Origin of the sequence: Haliea sp. (assembly GCF_040222615.1) — a bacterium.
GTDB lineage: Bacteria > Pseudomonadota > Gammaproteobacteria > Pseudomonadales > Halieaceae > Haliea.
In genome coordinates, this window is record NZ_JAVKCQ010000183.1 from 1 (window position 1) to 26020 (window position 26020).

Consider the following 26020-nt stretch of genomic DNA (forward strand, 5'->3'; position numbering starts at 1 on the left):
TCGGATCTGGCAGAGACCCTGACCGGTAGCGCCCCCGGCGGCCGGGCGAAGGCCTGGCTCAAGCCCTGGCTGGCCAAACAACGTACTTAACCCTGAGAGGAGACATCCATGAGTTATCGCCTGGGCGTGGACGTCGGTGGCACCTTCACCGACCTGCTGCTGATCAACGAGGATACCGGCGCGACCCATACCGCCAAGGTGCCTTCCACGCCGGAGGATTCCTCCATCGGGGTGCTGAACGGCATTGCCCGCATCTGTGAGGAGAGCGGGATCGATCCCACGGCAATCCACCGTGTGATGCATGGCACCACGGTGGCCACCAACGCCGTCCTGACCGGGCGCGGCGCCACAGTGGGTCTGGTGACCACAGCGGGCTACGAGGACACGCTGCAGGTAGCCCGTTCCTACTGCCCCGGCGGGCTGGGAGGCTGGGTCAGCTTTATCAAGAAACCGCTACTCGCCCCGCTGGAACTGACCATGGGTGCCTATGAGCGCATCGGAGCTGACTGCAGTATTGTCACACCGCTGGACGAGCAGCGCTTGCGTGAGGATCTCAAGGCCCTGCACGCTCGCGGCGGCATCCAGGCCCTCACCATCTGTTTCATCAACGCCTATATCAATGGTGAGCACGAGCGCCGGGCACGGGATATCGCCAGCGAGATCTTCGGTGCCACGCCGGTGTCGATCTCCAGTGAGGTGGTGCCGGAGATGCAGGAGTACGAGCGGACAGAGACCACCGTCGTGAACTCCTATGTCCGCCCTGAAGTTGCCACCTATGTGCGCAACCTGCAGGCTGCCCTGGAAGAGCGGATGGGAGGGGATACCCAGCTGGCGATCCTGCGCTCGGATGGCGGCCTCGCTTCGGCGCGCGCCGCCGAGGAATCGCCGGTCAACCTGCTGATGTCCGGCCCGGCCGGCGGCGTCGCCGGTGCGATCTATTTCTGTAGTCGCGCCGGGTTCGACAACATTCTCACCTTCGACATGGGTGGCACCTCCACGGATGTCGCCCTGATCCAGAATTCCAAGGCGCGCGTGCGCCGCGAAACCATTGTGGGTGATGTGCGGGTCCGTGCACCATCGGTGGACGTGCGCACGGTGGGCGCCGGCGGCGGCTCCATCGCCTTTGTGCCGGAACTGACCAAGGCCCTGCGGGTGGGGCCGGAATCCGCGGGCGCGGTCCCGGGTCCCGCCTGCTACATGAAGGGCGGCACCGAACCGACCGTGTGTGACGCCAACGTAGTCCTGGGCTATCTGCCCTCGGATGTGCAGCTCGGCGGCAAGATGCAGATCAACCGCGAGGCCTCCGAGGCGGCGGTGCAGAAGGTGGCGGATGGCATGAATATTCCGCTGATGGAAGCGGCGGAAGGGATCGTGCGCATTGTCAACGAGTCCATGTTCGGGGCCCTGCGGCTGGTGTCGGTGGAGCAAGGGTATGACCCCCGCGACTTCGCCCTGGTTGGATTCGGCGGAGCCGGCCCGCTGCATGCCAATGCGCTGGGTATCCTGACCAATGCCTGGCCGGTGATCATTCCGCCGGGCCCCGGTGTGCTCTGTGCCTACGGTGATGCGACGACCCAGGTGCAGGATGAAGCCGCGCGCACTTACCTGATGATGGCCAGTGAGCTCACGAATGAGAAGTTGCTGGCGGATCTGCAGGAACTGCAGGCGCGGGCCGGGGAATCGCTGGTGGCTGACGGCATTGCCGCCGACACCCATGAGGTCACCTTCCAGGCCGACCTGCGCTATGTGGGCCAGGCCTTCCAGATCACGGTGGACTTCACCGAGGCGGAGCTGCGCGACAAGGGGGTAGCCCTGTTGACCGACGCCTTCGATGCCGAGCACGAGCAGTTGTTCACCTTCAAGCTCGGCGACGGGCACGAGATACTGATGATTCGCGCCCTGGCGAAGGCGCGCTCCGCGGCGATTGCCGAGCTGCAGACCGGTGCCGCCGGCAACACCCTGGAACAGTGCCGTATCCACGAAAGCCGCTTCTACTATGAGGGCAACTGGCACGATTGCAGCATCTATGATCGCGGCAAGCTGCACGAGGGCCTGGTGGTGCCCGGTCCCGCCATCGTCAGCGAGATGGACTCCACCACCGTGATCCTTCCCGGCTACGACGCCCGTGTGGATGCGGTCGGAAACCTGTTGATCAATCCGGTAGCCTGAGGGGGAATGACCATGAGTGCGAGAATTATCCAGAGCAACGATCAGTCCCTGCAGACGGTGGATGTCGATGGCGTCACCGTCGACATTATCGAGAATGCCCTGCGCAACGCCCGCGAAGAGATGGATGCGGTGCTGTTCCGCACGGCCATGTCCCCGGGCATCCGTGAGCAGGGCGACTGCTTCCCGATGATTGCCAATCGCGAGGGCAAGATGGTGGTGGGTCAGTTCGGCTCGTTCATCGGGCCCTTTCTGCAGGCGTACGACGCAGACATTGAAGAAGGCGACATCATCCTCACCAACGACCCCTATATGTGCAACGCAGCGGTGTCGCACCTGCCGGACTGGGTGGTGCTGGTGCCGGTGTTCAAGGACGGCCGCCACATCGCCTGGTCCGCCATGTTCGGGCACATGTCCGACAACGGCGGCATGGTGCCGGGCTCCATTCCCATCGAGGCCACCTCCATTTTTCAGGAGGGCATCCGCATCCCGCCCATCAAGCTGTACAAGAAGGGTGTACTGCAGGAAGACATTCTCGAGCTGATTCTGCACAACGTGCGCACCCCGCAGTGGAACCGCTTTGACCTCAATGCCCTGGTGGCGGCCTGCAACACGGCCGCACGCCGCTGTGTGGAGCTGGCCCAGCGCTTTGGCGACGACGTGCTGTTTTCCACCATGGATGTGATGCTTGATCGTAATCATGCTGCGATGAAGCACATTATCGAAATGTTCATCCCGGAAGAGCCGCGTGAGTTCGAGGACTACCTCTGCGACGACGGCATGGGCATGGGCCCCTACCGGATCAAGTGCCGCATGTGGCGCGAGGGCTCGAAGGCGATCTTCGACTTTGACGGTACCGACCCGCAGGCCCAGAGCTCGGTGAACTTCTTCCTCAACGAGGACATGTTCAAGATGTTCTTCGGCTCCTTCACCATCAACGTGGTGGATCCACAGATTGTCTTCAATGATGGCTTCTACGACCTGGTTGACGTGCGTATCCCGGCCGGCACCCTGTTGAAACCGAAGTTTCCCGCAGCTCTGTCCGGGCGTACCCACGCCCTCGGGCGGATCTTCGACCTGCTGGGCGCATTGCTGGGCATGGGCGCGCCGGAAATGATGCTGAACGCCGCCGGCTTCTCCGACTCGCCGCACCTGTTCTACTCCGGCTACAAGGATGACGGCGAGTGGTTCCAGCTGTTCCAGATCGGTTTTGGCGGTATCCCCGGCCGGCCCGTGGGCGACGGTCCTGATGGCCACTCCCTGTGGCCGGGCTTTACCAACGTGCCCAACGAGTTCATCGAGAGCTATTTTCCGCTGCGCATTGAGCAGTACGCCACCATCCCCGATTCCGGCGGTGCCGGCCTGCACCGGGGCGGCAATGGTCTCAGCGTCGCCTACCGCTTCCTGGCGGACGGCGAAGTCGGCATCCACGACGAGCGCTGGTTGACCTACCCCTGGGGCGTGCTGGGCGGTGAGACCGGCATGCGCTCCACCAAGCGCATTGTCCGGGTGGACGGCAGCGAGGAGTGGCTCCCCGCCAAGAAGGAGGGCATCAAGGTCAAGAAGGGCGACTTGCTGTACTTCGACACCTGGGGCGGTGGCGGCTGGGGCGATCCCTACCAGCGCGACCCGGAACTGGTGCGCCAGGATGTGGAGCGCAGGCTGGTGACGGCGGAGGGCGCGCAACGCTACGGTGTGGTGATCGCCGCCGATGGCAGCGTGGATACGGTGGCCACCGAGGCCCTGCGCGCTGAGCGGGTTGCCGCACGCGGTGACAATATCCCGCTGTTCAACCGCGGCGGCAGCATTGAGGAGCTGCGCGCTCGCTGCGAGCAGGAAACGCATCTGGCTCCGCCGGTGGCGCCGACCTTTTCCGCAGCTCGCTAGTCGCGTCCTGCTTACCCTGTGGGGGTATTGCCCCTACAGGGATGCTCTGCGAAATTGGTGCGCAAACGTGCCTCGGCACGCATGCAATGGAGAAGCCAATGTCGCCCCAGTCCCTACTCCGCGCGCGCTTGCAAGCCGGTATTCTGGCCTGCGCTGTCCTGCTGCCGGCATCCGCCCTGCTGGCCCAGCCCGCGGACCAGCTGCTGCACAACGCCCGTGTTTACACTCTGGACCCTGAGCAGCCCTGGGCGGACACGGTCGCGATTGCCGGTGATACCATCGTCTATGTCGGCGACTACGCCGGAGCCCGGGCGCATGTCGCTGCGACCACGCGCCAGACCGACCTGGAAGGCAAGCTGGTGCTGCCGGGTTTTATCGACACCCACATGCACATCGGCGAGACCATCCCCTATGTGTTTGCCGCCGCCCTGGGTCCGGACATGAACCCCGAACAGCTGGTCGCCGCCATTGCCGATCACGCTGCGGCTTATCCGGAGCAGAGCCCGGTGATCGGCAGCGGCTTCCTGGGCGCCGCATTCGGTGACCTGGGTCCAACCGCCGCGGAGCTGGATCGGGCGGTGCCGGACCGGCCGGCCATGATCTTCGATGAGGGTTTCCACTCGGCCTGGATCAACAGCAAGGCCATGGAGCTGGTGGGGCTCAGTGCCGATACGCCGGACCCGGTGCCAGGTGTGCACTATTACAAGCGTTATCCCGACGGTACGCCCACGGGCTGGCTGATCGAAGGGGGCGCCTTTGCCTGGATCAGTGAGCAGTTGGGCGTCATTACCGAAGCCAGCCTGGAGGCGGGTGCTGAGCAGTTTCTCGCTACCCTGTCGGCGATGGGTATTACCGCCGCCTTTGAGGCCGGCATGATCGGCGGTGGCGAGGAAACCCTGGCTCTGTTCGATCGCCTCGTGGCCGAGGGCCGCCTGCCATTGCGGGTGGTGGGTTCTCTCTACGTGAACACCTCTGCCAGGCTTGCCACGGCGCCGGCGGACCTCGCGCGTCTGCAGCAGCGTTTTCACTCTGAATTCCTCGACATGCGCACCCTGAAGATATCCCTGGACGGCACGGTCGAAGCACAGACGGCTTTCATGCTTGAGCCCTACCGGAAACCCGAGGGGCACCGCGCGCAGCCGCTGGTCCCGGCCGCCGACGCCAAGGCGGCGATCGTGCGCGCGGCCGGTGATAATATTGATGTTCATCTTCACGCACTGGGAGATGGCGCAGTACGTCTGGCTCTGGACGGGGTGGAGGCTGCGCGTGACGCCTATCCTGACTCCATCTCCCGTTTTACCCTCTGCCACGTGCAGATCGTCAATCCCGCGGATATTCCACGCTTCGGCGCGCTGGACGTGATTGCCCAGTCCACCCCGACCTGGTACGTCTACGATGATATTGCGCTGGAGTTTCTCGGCGAGGATCGCCTGCGGCAGCACTACCCCCTGCGTTCCATCGCCGCCGGCGGCGCCCGCATCACCCTGGGCAGCGACTACCCCGCCAGCTGGATCGGTCTCGACGGGCTGAACCCGCTGTTCAATATCGAGATGGCGATGACCCGGCAGCCGGCCGGGGATCCGGAGTTCGCGCCGCAGCCTCCTGCCAGCGAGGTCATCACCCTGGAGCAGGCCATCCGCGGTTACACCATGGATGCCGCCTGGCAATTGCGCCTGGAGGACCAGGTTGGCTCCCTGCAGGTAGGCAAGCAGGCGGACCTGGTAGTGCTCAGCGACAACCTGTTCGAGATGGATCCCTACGCGATTCACACTGCCCGCGTGCTCACCACTATCGTCGATGGCCAGACCGTGTTCAGCGCTGCCGGGGATACGCCCTGAGGGCTCAGGCGGTCAGCGCCGGAGTGTCACGGGCAGGTGCGATCTCCTGCGGCAGCACGAACCAGCGCAGCGCCTCCTGGGCCGCTGGCAGGATCAGGGGCGATGCAGCTGTGGGTCGATCCTCCCGGGTCAGTTCCCGCTCCGCCAGCGCCAGCTGGGCGCTGAGTGGCAGCGGTGTCGGCCGGGGCTCGGGCGTTGCCGCTTGCTGCAGCCATGCCAGGCTCGCCATGGGGTCCTTGCGCTCCGGGTTATGGCCACGGAATCGCCACAAGCCCTGGGCGGTGTTGGCCTGGTAGCAGGGCAGCAGCCGCCAGCCGTGTTCCGCCACCAGTTCCAGTGCCCGCAGCAGGTACTCGAACTCCTCCTCATCAATGAAGTAATTGAAGTTCAGGCGCACCCAGCCCGGTCGCAGCAGGCTGGCGCCGGCGCTGATCGCGGCCTCCAGGCGCTTGCTGTACGCCATGTCCATGCCCAGCAGCGCATGGGCGTAGGGCCCGGCGCAGGAGCAGCCGCCGCGGGCCTGGATACCAAACAGGTCGTTCAGCAGCGCCACCACGAAACCGTAGTGCAGGTCGCGCTCACCGCAACGAAAACGCAGGGAAAAAATCGGCAGGCGCGGCGCGTCGTGGCTGCCGAGGACCTCGATGTTGGGGCAGGCGCGCAAGCGCGCCATGGCCCGTTCGGCCAGCGCCGATTCCCGGGCCTGGATGGTGTCGGTGCCCACCGCCTGCTGCAGTGAAAACACCAGGCCGGCGCGGATGGATTCCACGATGGCGGGCGTGCCTCCCTCCTCACGGCGTTCAATATCGCTGCTGTAGACATGGTCTTCCGGGGTCACGTAGATCACCGTGCCACCGCCGACCATGGCCGGCACCCGGTTGCTGAACAGGGCGCCTTTGGCCACCAGAATGCCCGGCGTGCCGGGGCCGCCGACAAATTTGTGCGGGGACAGGAATACCGCGTCCAGCGGATATTCCCCGTTCATGTCGATGGCTACATAGGGACCGGCGGCGGCGTAGTCCCAGCAGGCCAGCGCGCCGTGCGCTCGCAGCAGGCGTGTAACAGCCACCACATCGCTCTTGATCCCGGTGACATTGGAGGCGGCGGAGAAGCTGCCGATCAACAGCGAGCGGTGGGCATGGCGCTGCAGGGCGGACGCCAGTGCGTCGAGGTCGATACCGCCCCGCGCATCCAGCGGAATGACCTCCAGCTCGGCGATGCTTTCCCGCCAGGGCAACTCGTTGGAGTGGTGCTCGTAGGGGCCGATGAAAACCACCGGTCTTTCCTGCTCAGGGAGTAGCGCCGACAGCTGGCAGCGGGAATCCAGCTCCGCCGGCAGCCGCAGGTTCATCACATCGATCAATTTGTTGATGGCGGCGGTGGCCCCGGCGCCGCAAAAAATGACCTTGTCGTCGCTGCCCGCATTCACCGCCGCGCGCACCTGGTGCCGGGCGGCGTCGCGCAGGGCGCTGGTGTGGGCGCCGGTAAAGGAGGTTTCCGTGTGCGTGTTGGCGTAGTAGGGCAGCACCTGCGTGCGGATGTAGTCCTCGACGAAGTTCAGGCTGCGACCGGACGCGGTGTAGTCGGCGTACACCAGTGGCATGTCACCGAAAGCCGTGGCAATGGGCTGGCGCTGGCCAATGACGGCCTCGCGAATCCGTTCGATCAGGTGACTCATGGGCAGTGCTCCCGCGGTTATATAGGTTTGAATCGTGGTTCCAGCATAGCGCGACAGAGGCGAAACATTGTCCCTGATTGTGTGTAATTCCGGAGACTTTAAGGTACATTGTGCCGATAATATGTTGGTTATCGAGACAAAGTTTCGATTCGAATCGCCTGGAGGGATGGACGTGCTTGATTCGACGGATAAAAAGCTGTTGCGTCTGCTGCAGGTTGACGCCGCGCTTTCGGTGGCGGACCTGGCCGAGCGGGTGAGTATTTCCAAGTCCGCTTGCTGGCGCAGGCTGCAGAAGCTGGAGCAGGGCGAGGTGATCCGGCAGCGGGTCACCCTGCTCAATGCCGCCCGGGTCGGGCTCGGGCTGACGGTGTTCATTACCCTTCGCACCAACCAGCACAACGAGGCCTGGGCCCGGCGGTTTCGGGAGGTGGTGCAGGGCGTTGAGGGGGTGCTTGAGGTGTATCGTCTCGGGGGACAGCTGGACTACCTGTTGAAGGCTGTGGTGGCCGACATGCCCGATTACGACAGGCTGTACCAGCAACTGATCGGCGCCGACCTGTTCGATGTGTCCGCCAGTTTCGTCATGGAAGAGATCAAGGCTACGACGGTGTTGCCGCTGTAAGGAGGGATGTTGCAGGCCGGCGCGGCGGAGTTCCGCGCCGGCGAGGGGGTCAGGCGAAGTTCTTGTTCACGAAGTCCCAGTTCACCAGGGCCCAGAACGCATCCATGTACTTGGGACGGGCGTTGCGGTAGTCGATGTAGTAGGCGTGTTCCCACACATCCACGGTCAGCAACGGCGTGACCGCGCTGTTGGTCAGCGGTGTCTCCGCGTTGCTGGTGTTGACGATGGCAACGCTGCCGTCGCCGTTTTTGACCAGCCAGGTCCAGCCGGAACCGAAGTTGCCGACCGCGGCTTCGGTGAAAGCCTGCTTGAATTCGGCGAAGGAGCCGAAGGCCTTGTCGATGGCCGCGGCCACGGCACCTGTAGCTGCGCCGCCGCCGTTGGGGCTCAGGCACTCCCAGTAGAAACTGTGGTTCCAGACCTGGGCGGCATTGTTGAACACGCCGCCGGAGGAGGTGCGGATGATGTCTTCGAGCGACTTGCCCTCGAATTCTGTACCGGGAACCATACCGTTCAGCTTCTCGACGTAGGTGTTGTGGTGCTTGCCGTAGTGGTAGTCAATGGTCTCCGCGGAGATATGCGGTGCCAGGGCATCGCGAGAGTAGGGCAGGGCGGGAAGTTGAAAAGCCATAGTGTTCCTCCGAAAACTCAGGATAAGTGGGTTGGCAATCGTCCAGACTGATTCTTTTGCGTCGTCGGCCCGCAGTGGCGGTTACCGACGCTGTTATGGTTGGAGGTCCAGCGAAGGGAAGAGTATAACGCATTGTGCGCACACGTAATAATCGACTAAGGTTGTGTCTACGGATTGAAACGGGAGCCGCCTCTGCGGTGGCCCCACAGTGAGGTAAATCTGTCATGCTGTCCATTCTGCTCTTCCTGGCCCTGGTCATCACCGTGTTCTGGTACCGCCCGTCGCTGACGGTGGGCTCCGGCATTGTCGGTGTTGGCACTCTGCTGCTCACCCAGCTGCACGGTGGCATGTGGTTCGTGCTGTTGCCGGTTGTCGGAGTAATTGCCCTGCTCAATGTTGCGGAGTGGCGTCGCCGGTATCTGGTGTCACCTGTTTACGACATGCTGCGCGAAGCCATGCCACCGATGAGCAGTACCGAGCGCGAGGCCCTGGAGGCGGGGACGACCTGGTGGGAGAAGGACCTGTTCAGCGGCAACCCCGACTGGCATCGCTTTGCGGCGATCCAGCCACCTGTGCTGACAGAGAAAGAGCAGGCGTTTATCGACAATGAGACCGATGAGCTCTGCGGCATGATCGACGAGTGGGATGTGCACCAGCGCCAGGACCTGCCGCCGGAAGTCTGGGATTTCCTGCGCCAGAAGGGTTTCTTCGGCCTGATCATCCCGGAGTCTTTTGGCGGACGGGACTTCAGCCCCTACGCCCAGAGCCGGATCATGAGCAAGATTGCCAGTCGCTCCATCACCGCGGCGGTTACCGCGATGGTGCCGAACTCCCTGGGTCCCGGCGAACTGCTGGTGAAATACGGAACCGAGGAACAGAAGCAGCGCTGGCTGCCGGGCCTGGCGGATGGCAGTGAATTGCCCTGCTTTGGCTTGACCGGCCCCGAGGTGGGCTCGGATGCGGGTGCGATCCCCGATACCGGGCTGGTGTGCAAGGGAGAGTTCGAGGGCGAGGAAGTCATTGGCCTGCGACTCAACTTTCACAAGCGCTGGATTACCCTGGCCCCGGTGGCGACCGTTGTCGGCCTGGCCTTCCAGCTGCGGGATCCGGAGGGATTGCTGGGTGACCCGGACACGGTTGACTACGGCATCACCTGTGCCCTGCTGCCGGCAGATCACCCGGGGATAGAGATCGGCCGTCGCCACAACCCCGGTGCACCGTTCATGAACGGTCCCATCATGGGCGAGGACGTGTTCATTCCGGTGGACTGGATCATCGGCGGGCCGGAGATGGCGGGCAAGGGCTGGCGCATGCTGATCGAGTGCCTGGGTGCCGGCCGCGGCGTGTCCCTGCCGGCCCTGTCCACCGCCAGCGGCGAGATGTGCTACCTGATGGTGGGCGCCTACGCCCGCATCCGGCGCCAGTTCAACATGGAGGTGGGCAAGTTTGAAGGCGTGCAGGAAGCTACCGCAGAGATCGCGGCGGGCGCGTATACCCTGGAGGCCATGCGCCAGATGGTGACCAAGGGTCTTGAGGACGGCACCCCTTCAGTCATGACCGCCATGGCAAAATACCACGCCACAGAGCTGATGCGCACCCTGGTCAACCACGGCATGGACGTGGTGGGTGGGCGCGGCATCCAGCTGGGTCCGCGCAACTTCCTGGCCGCCGGTTATCATGCCTTGCCGGTGGCGATCACCGTCGAGGGCGCCAACATTCTCACCCGCTCGCTGATGATTTTTGGCCAGGGCGCCATGCGCTGCCATCCCTTCCTGTTGGACGAGATGCAAACCCTGGAGGCGGAAGAGACCCACGAGGGCCTGCGCGACTTCGAGCCCCTGTTCCTGCGGCACCTGGGACATATCAGCAGCAACCTGGCGCGCCTGGTGGTGCTGGGCCTCAGTGGCGCCCGCTTCAGCCCCGTACCCTCGGGTGCCGACGACTTCAGCCGCCGTTGGTACCAGCGTATCAATCACCTCAGTGCGGCACTGGCCACCTGCGCCGATGTTGCCCTGGGGGTTCTCGGCGGCGATCTCAAGCGCCGGGAACTGCTGTCCGCGCGTCTGGGTGATGTCCACAGCCAGTTGTTCATTGCCAGCAGCCTGCTGAAGTTCCACGCGACCCAGCCGCGCAGCGAGGAGGGCGATGCCCACGCCGCCTACGCCCTGCAACGGGCGCTGCACGCGGCCCAGGAAGCTTTGCTGGCCTACTGCGGCAACTTCCAGCCCCGTGCCCTGGGCCTGGCCATGAGGGCTTTATGCCTGCCCCTGGGTCGGGTTTTCGGGGCGCCCGATGATCGCCAGGTTCGCGAACTGGGTGCGCTGATACTGGAGCCCAATGCGGTGCGCGCCATGTTGGCGACGCATGTGTACCTGAGCCTTGATCCGGAGGACGCGGTTGGCCGGGTGGAGAGTACCTTCCAGATGCTGCTGGAGGTGGATGAACCGTTCGTGGCCCTGCAGCGGGCCTGGAACAAGGGCGAGCTGGACGCAGAGACGCTGGACGAGGCGCTGCAGGCGGCGGTGGACAAACAGCTTATTCGCAGCGCCGACGTGGAGCCCCTGCGGGAGTACGATGCCCGTCGTCGCGACTGCGTGCTCACCGACCATTTCGAAGCCCTGCTGTGACGGCAGGGCCCTCGCCGGATCCGGCGCCACGGTGCGATGTTTGACCTCATTTCACAGCGCCTTTTTGCCACGCCGCCGCGGGAGGTCCTCTACCACTACACGACCCTGAGTGGCCTCCTCGGTATCGTCGACAGTGCCGAGCTGCGCTGCAGTGACATCCGCTACATGAACGACTCCACCGAGCTGCGCCATACCCTCGATCTGCTCGGGGAGCAGGTAACCCGGCGCATCGTCGCCGGGGTCGACAAGCCGGCCCTGTTGACCACTTTTCTCGACTGGCTGACCTATCGGGTGGTGAGCGGCCCGATGCTGTTCTGCGCCTCTTTTCGCGGCAACGGCAACCTGCTCAGCCAGTGGCGCGGCTACAGCGTCCATGGCAAGGGCGTCAGCGTGGGCTTCGCGCCGGAACAGATCCTGGACTGTGCCCGGCGCCAGCACTTCGAAGTGGGCCGCTGCGTCTACACCCCATCGCAGCAGGAAAAAATGATCGATGAGATCATCGACGCGGTGGAGATACTGGATGCGGGGAATGACCAGGTCGACGAGGTGGCCAGCCAGAACCGGCAGTGGGTGCGCCGCTTCCAGGCGATCGAGGGCGACCTGCTGCGTATTGCCGCCGTGCTCAAACATCCCGCCTTCGAGGAAGAGCAGGAGTGGCGCATCGTCTCACCCATGATCAGCGATGCCGCGGCCGCCCCGGTGCAGTTTCGGGAGGGCAGTTCGATGCTCATTCCCTGGTTCCCCCTGGACTTGCGTGACGGGCAGGGCCAGCTGGCAATCGAGCATGCCTTCCTCGGCCCCACCGGCAATATCGACTTGTCGATGAACTCCCTGGCACTGTACCTGCGCAGTCGCGGCGCATCGCCGCGCCGGGACATCACCTACTGCGATATCCCCTATCGCAAGCGCTGACTGGGGGGCCGCCGCGCCCGCGGCTGATGCCGGGCGCGGGCGCGTAACGGGAGCGCGCGGTTTCAGCCTTTGCTGGCAGCCAGCGCCTGCTTGATATCGGCGATGATGTCGTCGATGTGCTCGATGCCGACCGAAATGCGGACCATATCCTCACTGACACCTGCCGCGGCGAGCTCCTCGGGGTTGAGCTGGCGATGGGTGGTGCTGGCCGGATGGCAGGCCAGGGATTTTGCATCGCCGATATTGACCAGGCGCAGGATCATCTGCAAGGCGTCGATAAAGCGACCGCCGGCTTCGCGGCCACCGTCTATGCCAAAGCTGAGAATGCCCGATGCCTTGCCGCCGCAGATTTTCTTGCAGGTCTTGCGGTAGGGGCTGTCCTTGAGCCCGGCATAGTTTACCCAGCGGACCTGCGGGTGCTTGCTGAGGTACCTGGCGACTTTCTTCGCATTGCTGCAATGACGCCGCATGCGCAGGTCGAGGGTTTCCAGGCCCTGCATCAGCAGGAAGGCGCTGTGGGGTGACAGCGCGGCGCCGGTGTTGCGCAGCGGTACCACCCGGCAGCGGCCGATGAAAGCGGCGTGACCCATGGCTTCGGTGTAGACCACGCCGTGGTAGGACGGGTCCGGCGTGTTCATGATGGCAAAGCGTTCGGGGTGGGCTGCCCAGTCGAACTTGCCGGAGTCCACGATGGCGCCGCCAATGGTGGTGCCGTGTCCACCGATGTACTTGGTCAGTGAGTGCACGACGATATCGGCGCCGTGGTCAAAGGCCTTGCAGAGCAGGGGCGTGGCCACAGTGTTGTCGACAATCAGCGGGACGCCGGCAGCGTGGGCGATTTCTGCCCAGCGCTCGATGTCCACCACGTTGCCGGCCGGATTGCCGATGGATTCGCAGAACAGTGCCCGGGTGTTGTCGTCGATCAGCGAGGCAACGCGCTCAAAGTCATCCGCCTTGGCGAAGCGGGTTTCAATGCCCTGCCGCGGAAAGGTGTGGGCAAACAGGTTGTAGGTGCCGCCGTACAATTGCGAGGTGCTGACGATATTGGTGCCGACTTCCGCGATGGCCTCGATGGCGTAGCGAATCGCCGCCATGCCCGAAGCCACGGCCAGGGCGCCGATCCCGCCTTCCAGCGCGGCCAGGCGCGCTTCCAGCACGGCGTTGGTCGGGTTCATGATCCGGCTGTAGATGTTCCCCGGCACCTTGAGGTCGAACAGGTCCGCGCCGTGCTGGGTGTCATTGAAGGTGTAGGAGGTGGTCTGGTAGATGGGCGTGGTGGCGGCGTTGGTTGCCGGGTCGCCGTCGTAGCCCGCGTGCAGGGCGAGAGTCGCTGGTTTCATGGTGTCGTTCCACTCTGGTTGTCTTATCCAGCGCGGAAGCGTAGCAGACGGAAGGTGGCGGGCCAATCCGCTCCGCAGCTGGCGGTAAAGAGGCGGCTGGATCCCGCCTGCGCGGATTTTCGCAGGGGCTGCGTGTAAACTACTGGCTGTTGTGCATTTTTCAGGGTTCGAGGGCGGCAGATTGGCAGACAATACCGGTGGGCGGCAGGCGCTGGCAACAGATTCCCGGCAGGGGGCCGCCAGCCGCGGACTGAGCTCGGAAGAAGCGCGGCAGCGTCTGCAGACCTATGGTCGCAACCAGCTGCCCGAGCCGCCGCTGCCCGGCCTGCCCGCGATTTTCCTGCGTCAGTTTCTCAGCCCGTTCATCTATATTCTGCTGGTCGCGGCGGTTGTTTCCTGGGCGCTGAACCAGATGGCCAATGCCGTGTTCATCATGGCCGTGCTGCTGTTGAACGCGGCGATTGGCACGGTGCAGGAGTTTTCCGCCCAGCGTTCCGCGGCCGCACTGCGCAATATGGTGCGCGGCGTCGCCCACGTGATCCGCGATGGTACAGCGGGGCGGATCGACGTCGAGGAACTGGTGCCGGGCGATCTGGTGCTGCTGTCATCAGGAGACAAGGTCCCCGCGGATATTCTGCTGGAAAACAGCGATAGCCTGAGCGTGGACGAGTCGATGCTGACCGGTGAATCCCTCGCCATCACCAAGAACGCCCGGGCCTCGGTGGCAGATGACGCACCGCTGGCAGAGCGGTTCAACCGCTGTTTTGCCGGCAGCACGGTGACCCACGGTCGCGCCCAGGGCCAGGTTGTCGCCACGGGGCTCGACACCGAGCTTGGCCATATTGCCGATTCTGTCCTGGGCCGGGAATCCGCCGATCCGCCGCTCCTGATCCGCATCCGTTTGTTTACCTACCAGATGGCGGGGGCGATTGGTCTCGCCATCCTGTTGCTGGTGGCGCTGATGCTGTTCCGCGGGGGCTATAGCACCGAGGGCATGATCCTGATGGCTATCGGCCTCGCGGTGTCGGCCATACCCGAGGGCCTGCCCGCAGCGCTGACGGTGGCGTTGGCCATCGGCATGCGGCGCATGGCGGCGCACAAGGTGATTATACGCAAGCTGGTGGCTGTGGAGGCACTCGGGTCCTGTACCTTTATCTGCTCCGACAAGACCGGTACCCTGACGGTCAATGAGTTGACGGTGCGCCAGGCGTTGCTGCCGGATGGTGCTGCCTTCGAAGTGACCGGGGAGGGTGTCGCACCGGGTGGCGCCGTACTCGGCGATGATCCGGAGCTGTTGCGGGACCTGTGTATCACCGGACTGCTCGCCAACGAGAGCCATCTGGACTACTCGGGTGGCGAATGGGTCTCCAATGGCGACATCGTCGATGTCGCCTTCCTCATTCTGGCCAAGAAACTGGGCCTGTCGCTCAGCGACATTCGCGCCCGGCGTACCCGGCTGGAGCTTATTCCCTACGAATCGGAGCGCGCGTTCAGCGGCAGCCTCAACGTGGATGAAGGCCACCCGCTCGTCCTCCACGTCAAGGGCAGCCCGGAGAAACTGCTCGGCCTGTGCACCTGCATGCGTACCCGGGACGGGGATGTCCCGGTGGATCGCGCCCTGATCGAGGGCCAGATCGAACAGCTGGCGGACAAAGGTTATCGCCTGATTGCGCTGGCGCGGCGCCAGGCGGAGCAGCGTGGGGCTCTGGAGCAGCTCGGCGAGATGACCTTTCTGGGGCTGGTGGCGATGATCGACCCGGTACGCCCGGAGGCGCGGGAGGCCATTCGGCGCTGCCGTCGGGGCGGCATCGAAGTGGCCATGGTCACCGGCGATCACCCCATGACCGCCAGGGCTATCGCCCGGGAACTGCTGTTGGCAAGCAGCGACGGCGCTGTGGTCACCGGCAGCATGATCAGGGAGGCTACGGCGCAAGGGGAGGCCGCGCTGGATGCGCTGGTCCTGCCCGCCAGGGTTTTTGCGCGGATAGAGCCGACGCAGAAAGAGCAGATTGTCGACTGTCTGATGCGCAATGGTCATTTCGTGGCCGTCACCGGCGATGGCGTCAACGATGCGCCCGCCATGCGCCGGGCCAACGCCGGCGTTGCCATGGGCAAGCGCGGGACCGACGTGGCCCGGGAAACCGCGGACCTGATTATTGCTGACGACAACTTTGCCTCCATTGTCGCGGGTATCGAGCAGGGACGCATTGTCTACAACAATATTCGCAAGGTTATTGCCCTGCTGACGACCACCGGTTTCTCGGCCCTGTTGCTGTTTTTTCTGACGGTGCTGGCGGGCTTGCCGATGCCGCTGATAGCGGTGCAGCTGCTGTGGCTGAACCTGGTGGCCAATGGCCTGCAGGATGTCGCCCTCGCGTTCGAACCCGCGGAGGGACATGAACTGGAGCAGCCGCCGCGCAATCCTCGGGAACCGGTGTTCGAGAAGCACATCATCCAGCATGTGCTGGTAAGCGGTACCACCATGGGTGTGCTGGCCTTTGCGACCTTCGCCTGGTTGGTCAATACCGGTAGCGATATTCCCGAAGCCCGCAACGCGATCCTGATGCTGATGGTGTTGTTCGGCAATATTCATGCACTCAGCAGCCGTTCGGAGACTCAGTCCCTGTTTCGCATGCGTGCGCTGGGCAACCCGTTCCTGATCCTGGCGGTGCCCCTGGCCCAGGGGGTACACATCGCGGCCATGTACCTGCCGGGAATCAGTGAGGTGCTGGCGCTGAATCCGGTGACCCTGGTGCAGTGGTTGTTGCTGCTGACGGTAGCCCTGACGCTGCTGGTCGTGGAGGAAACTCACAAGTGGACTCTGCGGCGCGGCCAGGCGGCCCGTGGCTCCGCCTGACTTGCCGCTGGTGCTGAAGACTGTAGAGTGGGAAGTTGATTGAATACAGGTGTGATGATGAAACTGATGATCAACGGCAAAGCGACGGAGCTTGATACCGAGCCCGATATGCCCCTGCTGTGGGCATTGCGGGACCTCCTCGGTTTGAGGGGCACCAAGTATGGCTGCGGCAAGGGACTTTGCGGCGCCTGCACGGTGCACCTGGATGGGCAGCCACGGCGCAGCTGCCAGCTGACCGTAGCGGATGCCGCGAGTGGCGAGGTAACCACCATTGAAGGCCTGTCGGGCAACGGTTCACACCCCCTGCAGCAGGCCTGGCGTGAATTCAACGTACCACAGTGTGGTTACTGCCAGTCCGGTCAGCTGATGAGCGCCAGCGCGCTGTTGGCCAGCAATCCCGCGCCGTCGGATGCGGAGATCAACAGCGCGATGGCCGGCAACCTGTGTCGTTGCGGCACCTACCCGCGAATCCGCGCGGCGATCAGGAGCGTGGCGGCCGACGCCGATTCCGGCGCGGGTGCCAGGGCAGCGGAGGACGATGCATGAGCACCCTGACCCGGGTATCCCGCCGTCGTTTCCTGCAGTTGACCGGCCTGACTGCCAGCGGCCTGGTGCTGGGTACCGTGATGCCGCGCAATCTTGCCCTGGCAGGCATTCTCGACGAGGCCGGGGGCGAGCAGCTCAACCTGTTTGTCAGCGTGGCGGTGGACGGCAGCGTCGAGATCATCGCCCACCGTTCGGAAATGGGGACGGGAATCCGCACCAGCCTGCCGCAGGTAGTGGCGGACGAAATGGAGGCGGACTGGCACCGGGTCAAGGTCATCCAGGCCCACGCGGACGCCCGCTATGGCAGCCAGAACACCGATGGCTCGCGCTCCGTGCGCGACTTCTACCACATCATGCGGCAGATGGGCGCTGCCGCCCGCGCCCTGCTGGAGCAGGCCGCCGCGATCAGCTGGCAGGTACCGGTAGCAGAGTGCACGGCGCGTAATCACGCGGTTTATCACCGTGAAGGCGGCAGTCTCGGCTTTGGCGAGTTGGCGGCGCGCGCCGCACAACTGCCGGTGCCGGAGCTGGATACCCTGCGCCTGAAGGAGAGCGCGGATTTCCGCTACATCGGCCGCAGTGTGCCGATTGTCGATCTGCTCGACATGACCACCGGCAATACGATCTACGGCATAGACGTGCATCTGCCCGGCATGCTCTATGCCAGTATCGAGCGGACGCCCTGGCTGCAGGGGCGCATCGCGTCCTATGACTCCTCGGCGGCACTGAAGGTAAAAGGGGTGCTGGATGTGGTTGAGCTGGTGGCGGTGGAGGGGGCGCCGGGCTTCAACCCGATTGAGGGTGTCGCGGTGATTGCGACCAATAACCACAGCGCGCTGAAGGGTCGGGCGGCGCTCAAGGTGAACTGGCGCAGCAGCGACCACAGCAGTCACGACAGCGGGGCGTACCTGGACGAGCTGGCGGCACGGGTCGAGGGTGGCCCGGGCGAGGTGCGGCGCCAGCGGGGCGATGTGGACGCAGCTCTGGAGCGCGCGGCCTCGGTGGTCGAGGCAACCTATCGCACGCCCTACCTCGCCCATGCATCCATGGAACCACCCGTGGCGACCGCAAGGGTTACGGATGACCGCTGCGAGATATGGGCCTGCACCCAGACACCGCAGGCCACCCAGCGGGCGGTCGCGGAAACGCTGGAACTGGATGTTGCCGCCGTTACCGTGCACGTGACCCTGCTGGGCGGCGGTTTCGGGCGCAAGTCCAAGCCGGACTTTTCGGTCGAGGCGGCAAGGCTGGCATCCCACGTCGGCAAACCCGTGCAGGTGGTCTGGAGCCGGGAGGACGACATCCGCCACGATTATTTCCATGCCTGCAGTGCCCAGCACTTCAAGGGAGCGCTGGACGACCTCGGCAACGTCACCGCCTGGCTGGCGCGCGAGGCATCGCCGCCGATCGGTTCCACTTTCAATACCAGCGTGCGCAGCAATGGCAGTGGCGGGCTGTCCCAGGGCTTCGCCAATGTGCCCTTCGCCGTGCCCAACCTGCGGGTGGAGAGTCACGAGGCTCCCGGTCACGTGCGCATTGGCTGGCTGCGTTCGGTGTACAACATTCCCTATGCATTCGGGGTTGGCAGCTTCGTCGATGAGTTGGCGCACGCTGCCGGCGTCGACCCCGCAGAGTTCTGGCTACAGCTGATCGGTGAGGACCGACTGCTGGACTTCAGCGCCGATGGTTTCGAGTACAGCAATTACGGTCGGGACATCGCCGAGTATCCTTTTGCCACAGCGCGCACCAAGAACGTGATTCGGGAGCTGGTGGGCTCCATCCCCTGGGGCGAGCAGTTGCCGCCGGGGCAGGGCTGGGGTCTTTCGGTGGTCAACAGTTTCCTCAGCGATGTCGCGGTTGCCAGCAAGGTGGAAGTCAGGGATGGCCGGTTGCGGGTACTCGAACTGCATGGTGTGATCGACGCCGGCCGGGTGGTCAACCCGGACCGGGTGCCTGCGCAAAAGGAGGGCGGCATGCACTTTGGCCTCAGCCGGGCACGGAACGGCGAGATACCCTGTGCCGGGGGCGAGGCCGCGCAGTCCAATTTCCACGACTACCCGATCGCGCGCATGGATCAGATTCCCGCGGTGATCCGCAGCCATATCGTTGCCAGCGATGCCGCCCCGACCGGTGTGGGAGAGCCTCCCACACCGCCGACCGCGCCGGCGATTGCCAATGCGGTGTTTGCCGCTACCGGCAGGCGCATCAGGGAGCTGCCTCTGGGCAAGCACTTTAGCGTTTAAGGGCAGGCGCAGCCGGGGTCAGTTGGCCGCGACCAGCAGTACCCCAAGCACCATCAGCACGGTGCCGATGGCTCTCGGCGTTGTCAGTGGGACTCTCGGGTAGCCCAGCCATCCTTGCTGGTCCAGCACCAGCGAGGCGAATACTTTCCCGCAGATGATGGCAATCGCCAGGGTCAGCGCCCCCAGTCGCGGGGCAAGGAAAACCGACATGGTGACAATGAACGCGCCGAGGAAGCCGCCCAGCCATGCCCACCAGGGCGTTGCGGCAAGCGCCCCCGGCCTGAACCAGTCACGGCCCGTGGTGGCAGTAACGAGCGCCAGCGCAAGTGTTCCCAGCAAAAACGAAAAGAAGGCCGCCTGCACAGGAGAGCTCAACGCGGTGCGCAACTCGGCATTGATACCCGCCTGGGACGCCAGGGAGCAGCCCACCGCGATACTGCACGCCAGCAGGAAATACCTGCCTGGCGACTTGTTTGGCAACGCCCCGTGCCGGCTGCCTGCGGCTGCTTCCAGGGGGTTGGCCCTGGCCACCAGCAACACGCCGGCGACAATCAATACTGCGCCCAGTAGCCGCTCCAGTGACAGCTCGATTCTGGGGTAGCCCAGCCAGCCGTTGTGGTCCAGCACCACTGATGCAAGCACCTGGCCGCAAATGATGCTGAGCGCCAGCGTCAGAGCCCCCAGCTTGGGTGCCAGGTAGACCGCCATGGTAACGTTGAAGGCGCCGAGCAGGCCTCCCAGCCAGGCCCACCAGGGAAGGGTTGCAGGGGTGCCCGGGGCAAACCACGGCGAGCTCATCAGGAGAGCGGTCACTCCCAGCAGCAGGGTGCCGGTGAGGAAGGAAATGAATGCGGCCTGAATGGGCGAATGCAGTGCGAGGCGCAGGCGGGAATTGATCCCCGCCTGGGACGCACCGCAGGCCCCGACCAGCAGGCTGCAGGCGAGCAGTAGAGCTGTGCTGAGAGTGATCACCGTTCGCTACCCGATCTGTGGCGGCAAAGCGCGCAGGTTAGCAAAAATCCCTCCCGGGTGTGTCTGTAAACAAGCCAGCGTGTATCATCCGCCACTTGTTTCGGAATGTGTGTCGTTGCACGGGTGGGGAAACCATGTCCATAGTGAAACTGGGCCTTGTGCCCCAGATACTTCTCGGGGTCGTCCTGGGGGCCCTGTTGGGGTGGCTGGCTCCGGGGCTGGCGGCGCCGCTGGGCCTGCTGGGGGAACTGTTCGTGGGCATGCTGAAAGCCGTGGCGCCGCTGCTGGTGATGTTGCTGGTGATGTCCGCAATCGCCAACCGGCACGAGAGTGGCAGCGACGGCCGCAAGTCCCTGCTGACCCTGTCCCTGTATCTGGTGGGTACAGTCAGCGCCGCGGTGGTTGCCCTGTTGCTGAGCCAGCTGTTCCCGCAGACGATTGCCCTGAGCGAGGGTGCGTCGGGTAGCCCACCGCTGGCGGTGACCGCGGTGCTGGCCGATGTCCTGTTCAAGCTGATCGACAACCCGGTGAATGCGCTGCTCACCGGCAACTTTCTCGGCTGCCTGACCTGGGCCATTCTGCTGGGTCTGAGTTTTCGCAAGGCCAACAGCAACTTCAGGGAGCATCTGCAGACACTTGCGGTGGGCGTTGGCGATATCGTCGGCCATGTCATCCGCCTGGCCCCGCTGGGCATTTTCGGCCTGGTGTGTGCGACGGTGGCGACGACCGGTCTGTCGGCGCTGGCGGGCTATGCCAGTCTCGCCGGCCTGCTGGTGGTCTGCATGCTGGTGATGGCGCTGCTGGTCAATCCATTGCTGGTGTTTCTGCTGATCCAGCGCAACCCCTATCCCATCGTGTTCAAGTGCCTGGAGGAGTCGGGGGTCACCGCGTTCTTTACCCGTAGCTCCGCGGCCAATATTCCGGTGAACCTGAACCTGGCGAAGAAACTCGGCATCAGTGAAGAGCTCTATGCGGTGACGATCCCGATTGGGGCGACGGTCAACATGGCGGGTGCCGCCATCACCATCACGGTGCTGACCCTGGCCGCCGCCAACACCCTCGGTATCGAGGTGTCTCTGGCTACCGCACTGGTACTGTGCGTTGTCTCTGCGCTGGCTGCCTGTGGTGCCAGCGGGGTGCCGTCAGGCAGCCTGCTGCTGGTGCCGCTGGCCTGCTCGCTGTTCGGTATTTCACTGGAGGTTGCGATGCAGGTGGTGGCAGTGGGATTTGTGATCAGTGTCATTCAGGACTCCGCGGAGACCGCCCTGAACTCCAGTACCGATGTCGTTTACACCTACGCCGTGGACCAGGTGCGCCGTTAGACACTGCCGCCTCCTGCTCAGAAATTCTTGCGCAGGGTGACCCCCCAGGTCGCCGGCTCATTGAAGTAGGCGATCAACCGTCCGTCCTGGGCTACACCGTCGGAGATGGTGTTGGTGTAGTCCTCGTCCAGTACATTGCGGCCCCAGAGGGTAATCTCGGCGTCCCACTGTTCCATGATCAGGCCCGCCCGCAGGTTGAGCAGTTCATAGGAGCCCGCGAGCTTGGCCGGGTCGTTGTTGACATCGGTCATGCGCTCATCGGTAAAGATATATTCCCCGAACACGTAGCCGGTGAGGCCATTACCCAGCGGGAACGCCTGCCGGGCCGAGGCCACGGCGACGTTTTCCGGGTTGCCGGAGAGCAGGCCGCCGCTGCGGTCGCAGGAGCCATCGCCATTGGCGCGCGGGTCGGGCAGGTTGGTATGCCAGGGGGTGCTGATCCAGCAATCCCCCGCGGCGAAATCCTCGTACTCACCGTCGTTGTAGGCGTAGGCGAGAGTCAGGCTCAGGCCCTCCAGCGGCTGCCAGATGGCGTCGATTTCGCCGCCCTGGGTCTTGGCCACGCCGGCGTTTTGCAGTGCGAAGCCCGTGCCCTGGAAGGATATGGTTTGCAGGTCCTCGGTGTCGGTGCGGTGCAGGGCCACGTTGACCCGCAGGGCCTGCTCCGGGAACTCCGCCTTCATGCCGACTTCGAAGGATTTGGAGGTCTCGGCGTCAAACGCCACCGGCAGGATGGCGGCGATGCGGTCGGTGTTCACGCCGCCGGCCTTGTAGCCGGTGCCGTAGGAGGCGTACAGCATCAGGTCGTCGGTGGCAAACCAGCTCAGCTTGATGGTGCCGGTGAACTGGTCGTCATCGATCGTTTCATCGACGTCCGCACGCGGCGCCAGCGGCGGGAACAGCCAGAAACCCCAGCCCGGTGAGACGAAGTCCAGCACCGCGGATGCGTCCTGGGTGAACACGTTCACCATGTCCTTGTCTTCCTTGGTCCAGCGGCCACCCGCTGTCAGCACCAGGCTGTCGGTCAGGTTATAGTCGAACTGGCCGAACAGGGCCCAGGTGCTGTGGTCCTGGCTGGCGACGTTGCGCGAGCCGGTGCCGGCGGGGAAGGCGATCGTGGGAACTCCCACCAGGCCGCCGGTGTCCGGGCCGACCAGGGTGTCGACGACGGAGTCCAGATCCTGCTCGAAGTAGTAGGCGCCGACCACCCAGGTGAAGTCCTCGGTTTCGTTGCTCAGGCGCAGTTCCTGCGAGAACTGATCCTGCTCGGCATCGTTACTGCGGATCAGGGCATCGATGTCGTAGAAGTCGACGTCCGCGTTGTCGTAGGACTCGAAGGTGCGAAAGGCAGTGATGCTGGTGACCAGGAAATTGTCGGCCTGCCAGTCCAGCTGCACGGAAATACCCTGGTCCTCGTTGCTTGACTCCGGCAGGAAACTGGCAGCCACCGCACCGCCGAAAAATTCATCCTGGTCGAGTACGGTGCCACCCAGGTTCAGCACTCGCTGGTCGGAGCCGGTCTTGACCGGTGCGCCGGGCGCCAGGCCTTGCGCCACCAGATTGTTCTTGTAGTTGCCCGCGGTGCAGCAGACCTCGTCGACTTCGGAGCGGTCGGCGATGACCAGCACCGAGAGCTGGTCGCTGGGCGTATACAGCGCCTGCAGGCGCACACCCCAGCGGTCGCGGTCGTCGATCAGGTCTTTGCCGAGGCCAACTACATCGATATAGCCGTCGCGCTCCTGGTAAAAGCCGGTCAGCCTGAAGGCCAGTTCGTTGTCGATGGCGGAAAAGGATTTCGCACCCTGCAGGGCCAGCAGGCCGAGGTCGCCGGCCTGGGCTTCGAGATAGCCGGTGCCTTCATGGTCGGGCCTGACGCTGTTCATCGACACTGCTCCGGAGGGCGTGTTGCGCCCGAACAGGGTGCCCTGGGGACCGCGCAGCACCTCCACCGAAGCCAGGTCCACCAGGTTGTTGATCATCGAGCTCTGCCGCGCCCGGTAGACGCCGTCCACATACAGGCCGACCGATGATTCCAGGCCAAAATTCTGGCCGCTGGTAAACACGCCGCGAATGCTGAAATTGGAAGTGGTGGAGGTCTGGGTCTTGCTGACGATCAGGGCCGGGTCATTGTTCGCCAGCTCGAACATGTCGCGGACCCCGGTTTTCTGCAGCATCTCGTTGGTAAACGCGGTAACCGCAATCGGGACGTCCTGCAGGCTTTGCTCTCGCTTCTGCGCGGTGACAATAACCTCCTCGAGTACCTGGGCCCGGGCGCCAACGGCGCCGCAGGTTACGGCAGTGGCGATGGCGGCGGCGATGGCGGTGGGGCGAGAGCAGTGCTTGATCATGGGGTGCGGCCTTCCTTGATTATTTTCTCCCCAATCTAACACTACTGGAGCCCGGTCACGCAATTTCGCCGGCGCTGAATTGTGTTAAAAAGTGGCATTGACGCCTGCCTCCGCTTTCGCCCCCGCCGCTGTAAGGTCAGGCGTTCGGTTGGCTTTCAGGGATTCCTAGCCGCCGTAGCACTGCCTCACGGCATCTGCGCCCTGCTTGCGGATTGCCTGGTACTTGGTCCAGAAAGCGGCGTCGATGCCCCGCAGATAGCTGTTGGTGTCTTCCCGGCGGTAACGTGACAGATGCCGAGGCCCGCCGTTGTAGACACCGTAGGTGGCGCGCGCCAGATCGTGGATATTGCCCCTGACCTGATGCTCCTTGCGCTTGATGGCGTAGTCGACCAGGTAGTGCGCGAGAATCTCGTTGCCGGCTCGGGCGTTGTAGCCGACATTGTTCTGCAGCGCATCGAGGTCATAGATATTGCGCCAGACATGCTGGTTGATCTGCATCAGTCCCACCGAGCCGGCGGAGGACTGGATCGGCTTGATCACACCGTTGGTCTCCACGAACTGGCGCCAACAGGACTCCTGCCAGGCGGTAGCCCGAACAAGGTTCTCGTACAGGTCGAAATAATCGTCGCCCACCTTGCCGCGCTTGCGTTCTGTAGCAATGCTTTCGTCCAGCAACTGTTCCATGGTTCGCAGGTAGCGATCCAGGTCACTCTGCTCTGGAATCCAGTTGGTCAGCAGTTTCACCAGCGACGGGCTCACAGCCGCCGCCCAGGAGGGCGTGATCAGCCAGGCAAAAGGGCCGGACGCAGAGGTGTCCTCCAGGGTTTCGATTTCCAGCTCCGGCTCCAGCCCCAGCAACTGCCGCAGCTCGGGATCGACCCGGGTGGTGTAGCCCAGCTCCTCCTCGGAGACTGCAGGCGCCAGCATCCGTGCCATCCGCCGCAGAGAGTCGCTGTCCAGAGTCAGCCCGAGGTGCGGGGCAGCGGTATCCAAGGCCTGCAGCGCGTTGCCGGCGCTGATGAACGTCGCCAGTCCCACGCTGCGGGCGCCGGGCAGGTTCAGGTCGCTGTCGCGCAGCAGTGGCGCCAGTCTTTCCCAGGTGGAGAGAAACAGGCTGCGCACGGGGTCCTCGTCGCGAACGTCCGCAGCCAGCGCGTCCCGCAGTTCGTGCCTTGCTTCCAGCAGTATCTCCGCCAGGGCATCGCGCAACTCTGGCTGCGCAGGGGCGGCCAGATCCTTGATCAGCCATGTGGCAAAGGCGTCCCAGGATTGCCACGCGGCGTCCCAGCGGGCCAGCTCTTCTTCGGTGAGAGCTGCTTCCGGCACCGGTGTCCAGTCGGGCGGTGGCAGCGGCGCCTCCAGCGCGAGGATCACCGTCAGGGCCTCGAGCTCGGCCCGGGCGCTCTGCAATTGCAGCGAGTCGGCGATCAGCCCGCGCTCGGTCTGGTCCGCGGGCAGTGTATCGTAGACAAGGGTGCGCAAATCGGCGAGGGCGGGTCCGAAATCGATGGTGACGCCGCCCAGCCGTGGGTGCACCTGGTCCTTGATCCAGTTCCAGACGACGCCGGGCATCTTCCGTTTCTGGTCGTCCCCGCTGAGAATATTTGAGTCGATAATGCGAAAGGTCACCCGGCCACCCGCGGGCGCGACCAGGACCTCCTCGAGGGTTTCAATGCTGCCATTCCAGGCAAAAGGTAGAATGCAGCGTCCGGCCAGCGGGGTGCCGACGCGGGCTCGGACCTTTGTTGTCAGCCGCAGCTGGCCGTTTTCCGTACCTTCCACCTGCGGGTCGGACAGCGTCAGCTGGTTGCAGTCCTGGCTATCCCTGAACAATTCGGCACTGCCGTCCGGACTCTGGAATACCTGTCGCGCCAGGGCATCGTTGACCACGGCGTAGTCCAGGCTGACCGGCAGTTCGATGGGCACGGCCAGTGCCGGCACCGGTAACAGCGCTGCCAGTGCCCAGCACAGCAACGCGGGTAGGCGGGCACAGGGAACACAAAGTGACATCTCGGCTTCCGCTAAGCAGAC

General features: G+C 64.2%; 16 protein-coding genes. 10 read left to right on the forward strand and 6 right to left on the reverse strand.

Features of this window, described 5'->3' with window-relative positions; all coding sequences use genetic code 11:
- The first annotated feature begins 108 nt into the window (after positions 1-108).
- From RJQ10_RS14715 to RJQ10_RS14725, 3 genes are all read left to right on the forward strand, one after another.
- Positions 109-2169 (forward strand): hydantoinase/oxoprolinase family protein, encoded by a 2061-nt coding sequence (locus RJQ10_RS14715; RefSeq protein ID WP_350147922.1) that lies wholly within the window; start codon positions 109-111, stop codon positions 2167-2169.
- Between the two features lie 12 nt (positions 2170-2181).
- Positions 2182-4053 carry a hydantoinase B/oxoprolinase family protein gene (locus RJQ10_RS14720; protein WP_350147924.1) on the forward strand — a complete coding sequence of 624 codons (1872 nt, stop codon included), beginning with the start codon at positions 2182-2184 and terminating at the stop codon, positions 4051-4053.
- Between the two features lie 98 nt (positions 4054-4151).
- Positions 4152-5891, forward strand: coding sequence for an amidohydrolase (locus RJQ10_RS14725; RefSeq protein ID WP_350147926.1), 1740 nt, complete (start codon positions 4152-4154; stop codon positions 5889-5891).
- Positions 5892-5895: 4 nt separating this feature from the next.
- On the opposite strand, the gene RJQ10_RS14730 is transcribed toward RJQ10_RS14725, so the two are convergent.
- The gene (locus RJQ10_RS14730; protein ID WP_350147928.1) at positions 5896-7569 is read right to left on the reverse strand and encodes an aminotransferase class V-fold PLP-dependent enzyme; all 1674 of its coding nucleotides are present in this window, start codon (positions 7567-7569) and stop codon (positions 5896-5898) included.
- A 166-nt stretch (positions 7570-7735) separates the two neighbouring features.
- On the opposite strand from RJQ10_RS14730, the gene RJQ10_RS14735 reads away from it, so the two are divergent.
- Positions 7736-8191, forward strand: a complete 456-nt coding sequence (locus RJQ10_RS14735) for an Lrp/AsnC family transcriptional regulator (RefSeq protein WP_350147930.1) — start codon at positions 7736-7738, stop codon at positions 8189-8191.
- A gap of 49 nt (positions 8192-8240) precedes the next feature.
- On the opposite strand, the gene sodB is transcribed toward RJQ10_RS14735, so the two are convergent.
- On the reverse strand, positions 8241-8822 hold the full coding sequence (sodB, locus tag RJQ10_RS14740; RefSeq protein ID WP_350147932.1) for a superoxide dismutase [Fe]: 582 nt from the start codon (positions 8820-8822) through the stop codon (positions 8241-8243).
- A 224-nt stretch (positions 8823-9046) separates the two neighbouring features.
- Here sodB and RJQ10_RS14745 point away from each other — a divergent pair, with 224 nt between their 5' ends.
- Both RJQ10_RS14745 and RJQ10_RS14750 read left to right on the forward strand, forming a co-directional pair.
- The gene (locus RJQ10_RS14745; protein ID WP_350147934.1) at positions 9047-11449 is read left to right on the forward strand and encodes an acyl-CoA dehydrogenase; all 2403 of its coding nucleotides are present in this window, start codon (positions 9047-9049) and stop codon (positions 11447-11449) included.
- A 36-nt stretch (positions 11450-11485) separates the two neighbouring features.
- Complete coding sequence (locus tag RJQ10_RS14750; RefSeq protein WP_350147936.1) at positions 11486-12361, forward strand: DUF2971 domain-containing protein; 876 nt, start codon at positions 11486-11488, stop codon at positions 12359-12361.
- A 62-nt stretch (positions 12362-12423) separates the two neighbouring features.
- Here RJQ10_RS14750 and RJQ10_RS14755 read toward each other — a convergent pair whose 3' ends face one another.
- The gene (locus RJQ10_RS14755; RefSeq protein WP_350147938.1) at positions 12424-13701 is read right to left on the reverse strand and encodes an O-acetylhomoserine aminocarboxypropyltransferase/cysteine synthase family protein; all 1278 of its coding nucleotides are present in this window, start codon (positions 13699-13701) and stop codon (positions 12424-12426) included.
- 181 nt (positions 13702-13882) lie between these two features.
- Here RJQ10_RS14755 and RJQ10_RS14760 point away from each other — a divergent pair, with 181 nt between their 5' ends.
- Genes RJQ10_RS14760 through RJQ10_RS14770 form a run of 3 tightly spaced genes read left to right on the forward strand, consistent with a single transcriptional unit; the run spans position 13883 to position 19347 of the window.
- A complete protein-coding gene (locus RJQ10_RS14760; protein WP_350147940.1) occupies positions 13883-16558 on the forward strand; it encodes a cation-translocating P-type ATPase in 2676 nt (891 codons plus the stop codon).
- Between the two features lie 54 nt (positions 16559-16612).
- Positions 16613-17104, forward strand: a complete 492-nt coding sequence (locus RJQ10_RS14765) for a (2Fe-2S)-binding protein (protein ID WP_350147971.1) — start codon at positions 16613-16615, stop codon at positions 17102-17104.
- Complete coding sequence (locus RJQ10_RS14770) at positions 17101-19347, forward strand: xanthine dehydrogenase family protein molybdopterin-binding subunit (protein WP_350147942.1); 2247 nt, start codon at positions 17101-17103, stop codon at positions 19345-19347. The genes RJQ10_RS14765 and RJQ10_RS14770 overlap by 4 nt, the downstream gene beginning before the upstream one ends.
- An 18-nt stretch (positions 19348-19365) precedes the next feature.
- Here the strand turns inward: RJQ10_RS14770 and RJQ10_RS14775 are convergent, their stop codons facing one another.
- Entirely contained in the window at positions 19366-20319 is a 954-nt protein-coding gene (locus RJQ10_RS14775; RefSeq protein WP_350147944.1) for a DMT family transporter, read from the reverse strand.
- Positions 20320-20453: 134 nt separating this feature from the next.
- Between RJQ10_RS14775 and sstT the strand changes: the two genes are divergently transcribed.
- Positions 20454-21641 (forward strand): serine/threonine transporter SstT, encoded by a 1188-nt coding sequence (gene sstT, locus RJQ10_RS14780; RefSeq protein WP_350147946.1) that lies wholly within the window; start codon positions 20454-20456, stop codon positions 21639-21641.
- Positions 21642-21658: 17 nt separating this feature from the next.
- Here the strand turns inward: sstT and RJQ10_RS14785 are convergent, their stop codons facing one another.
- Entirely contained in the window at positions 21659-23989 is a 2331-nt protein-coding gene (locus tag RJQ10_RS14785) for a TonB-dependent receptor (protein ID WP_350147948.1), read from the reverse strand.
- 165 nt (positions 23990-24154) lie between these two features.
- Positions 24155-25999: a transglycosylase SLT domain-containing protein gene (locus tag RJQ10_RS14790; protein ID WP_350147950.1), complete on the reverse strand. Its 1845-nt coding sequence runs from the start codon at positions 25997-25999 to the stop codon at positions 24155-24157.
- Between the last annotated feature and the right edge of the window lie 21 nt (positions 26000-26020).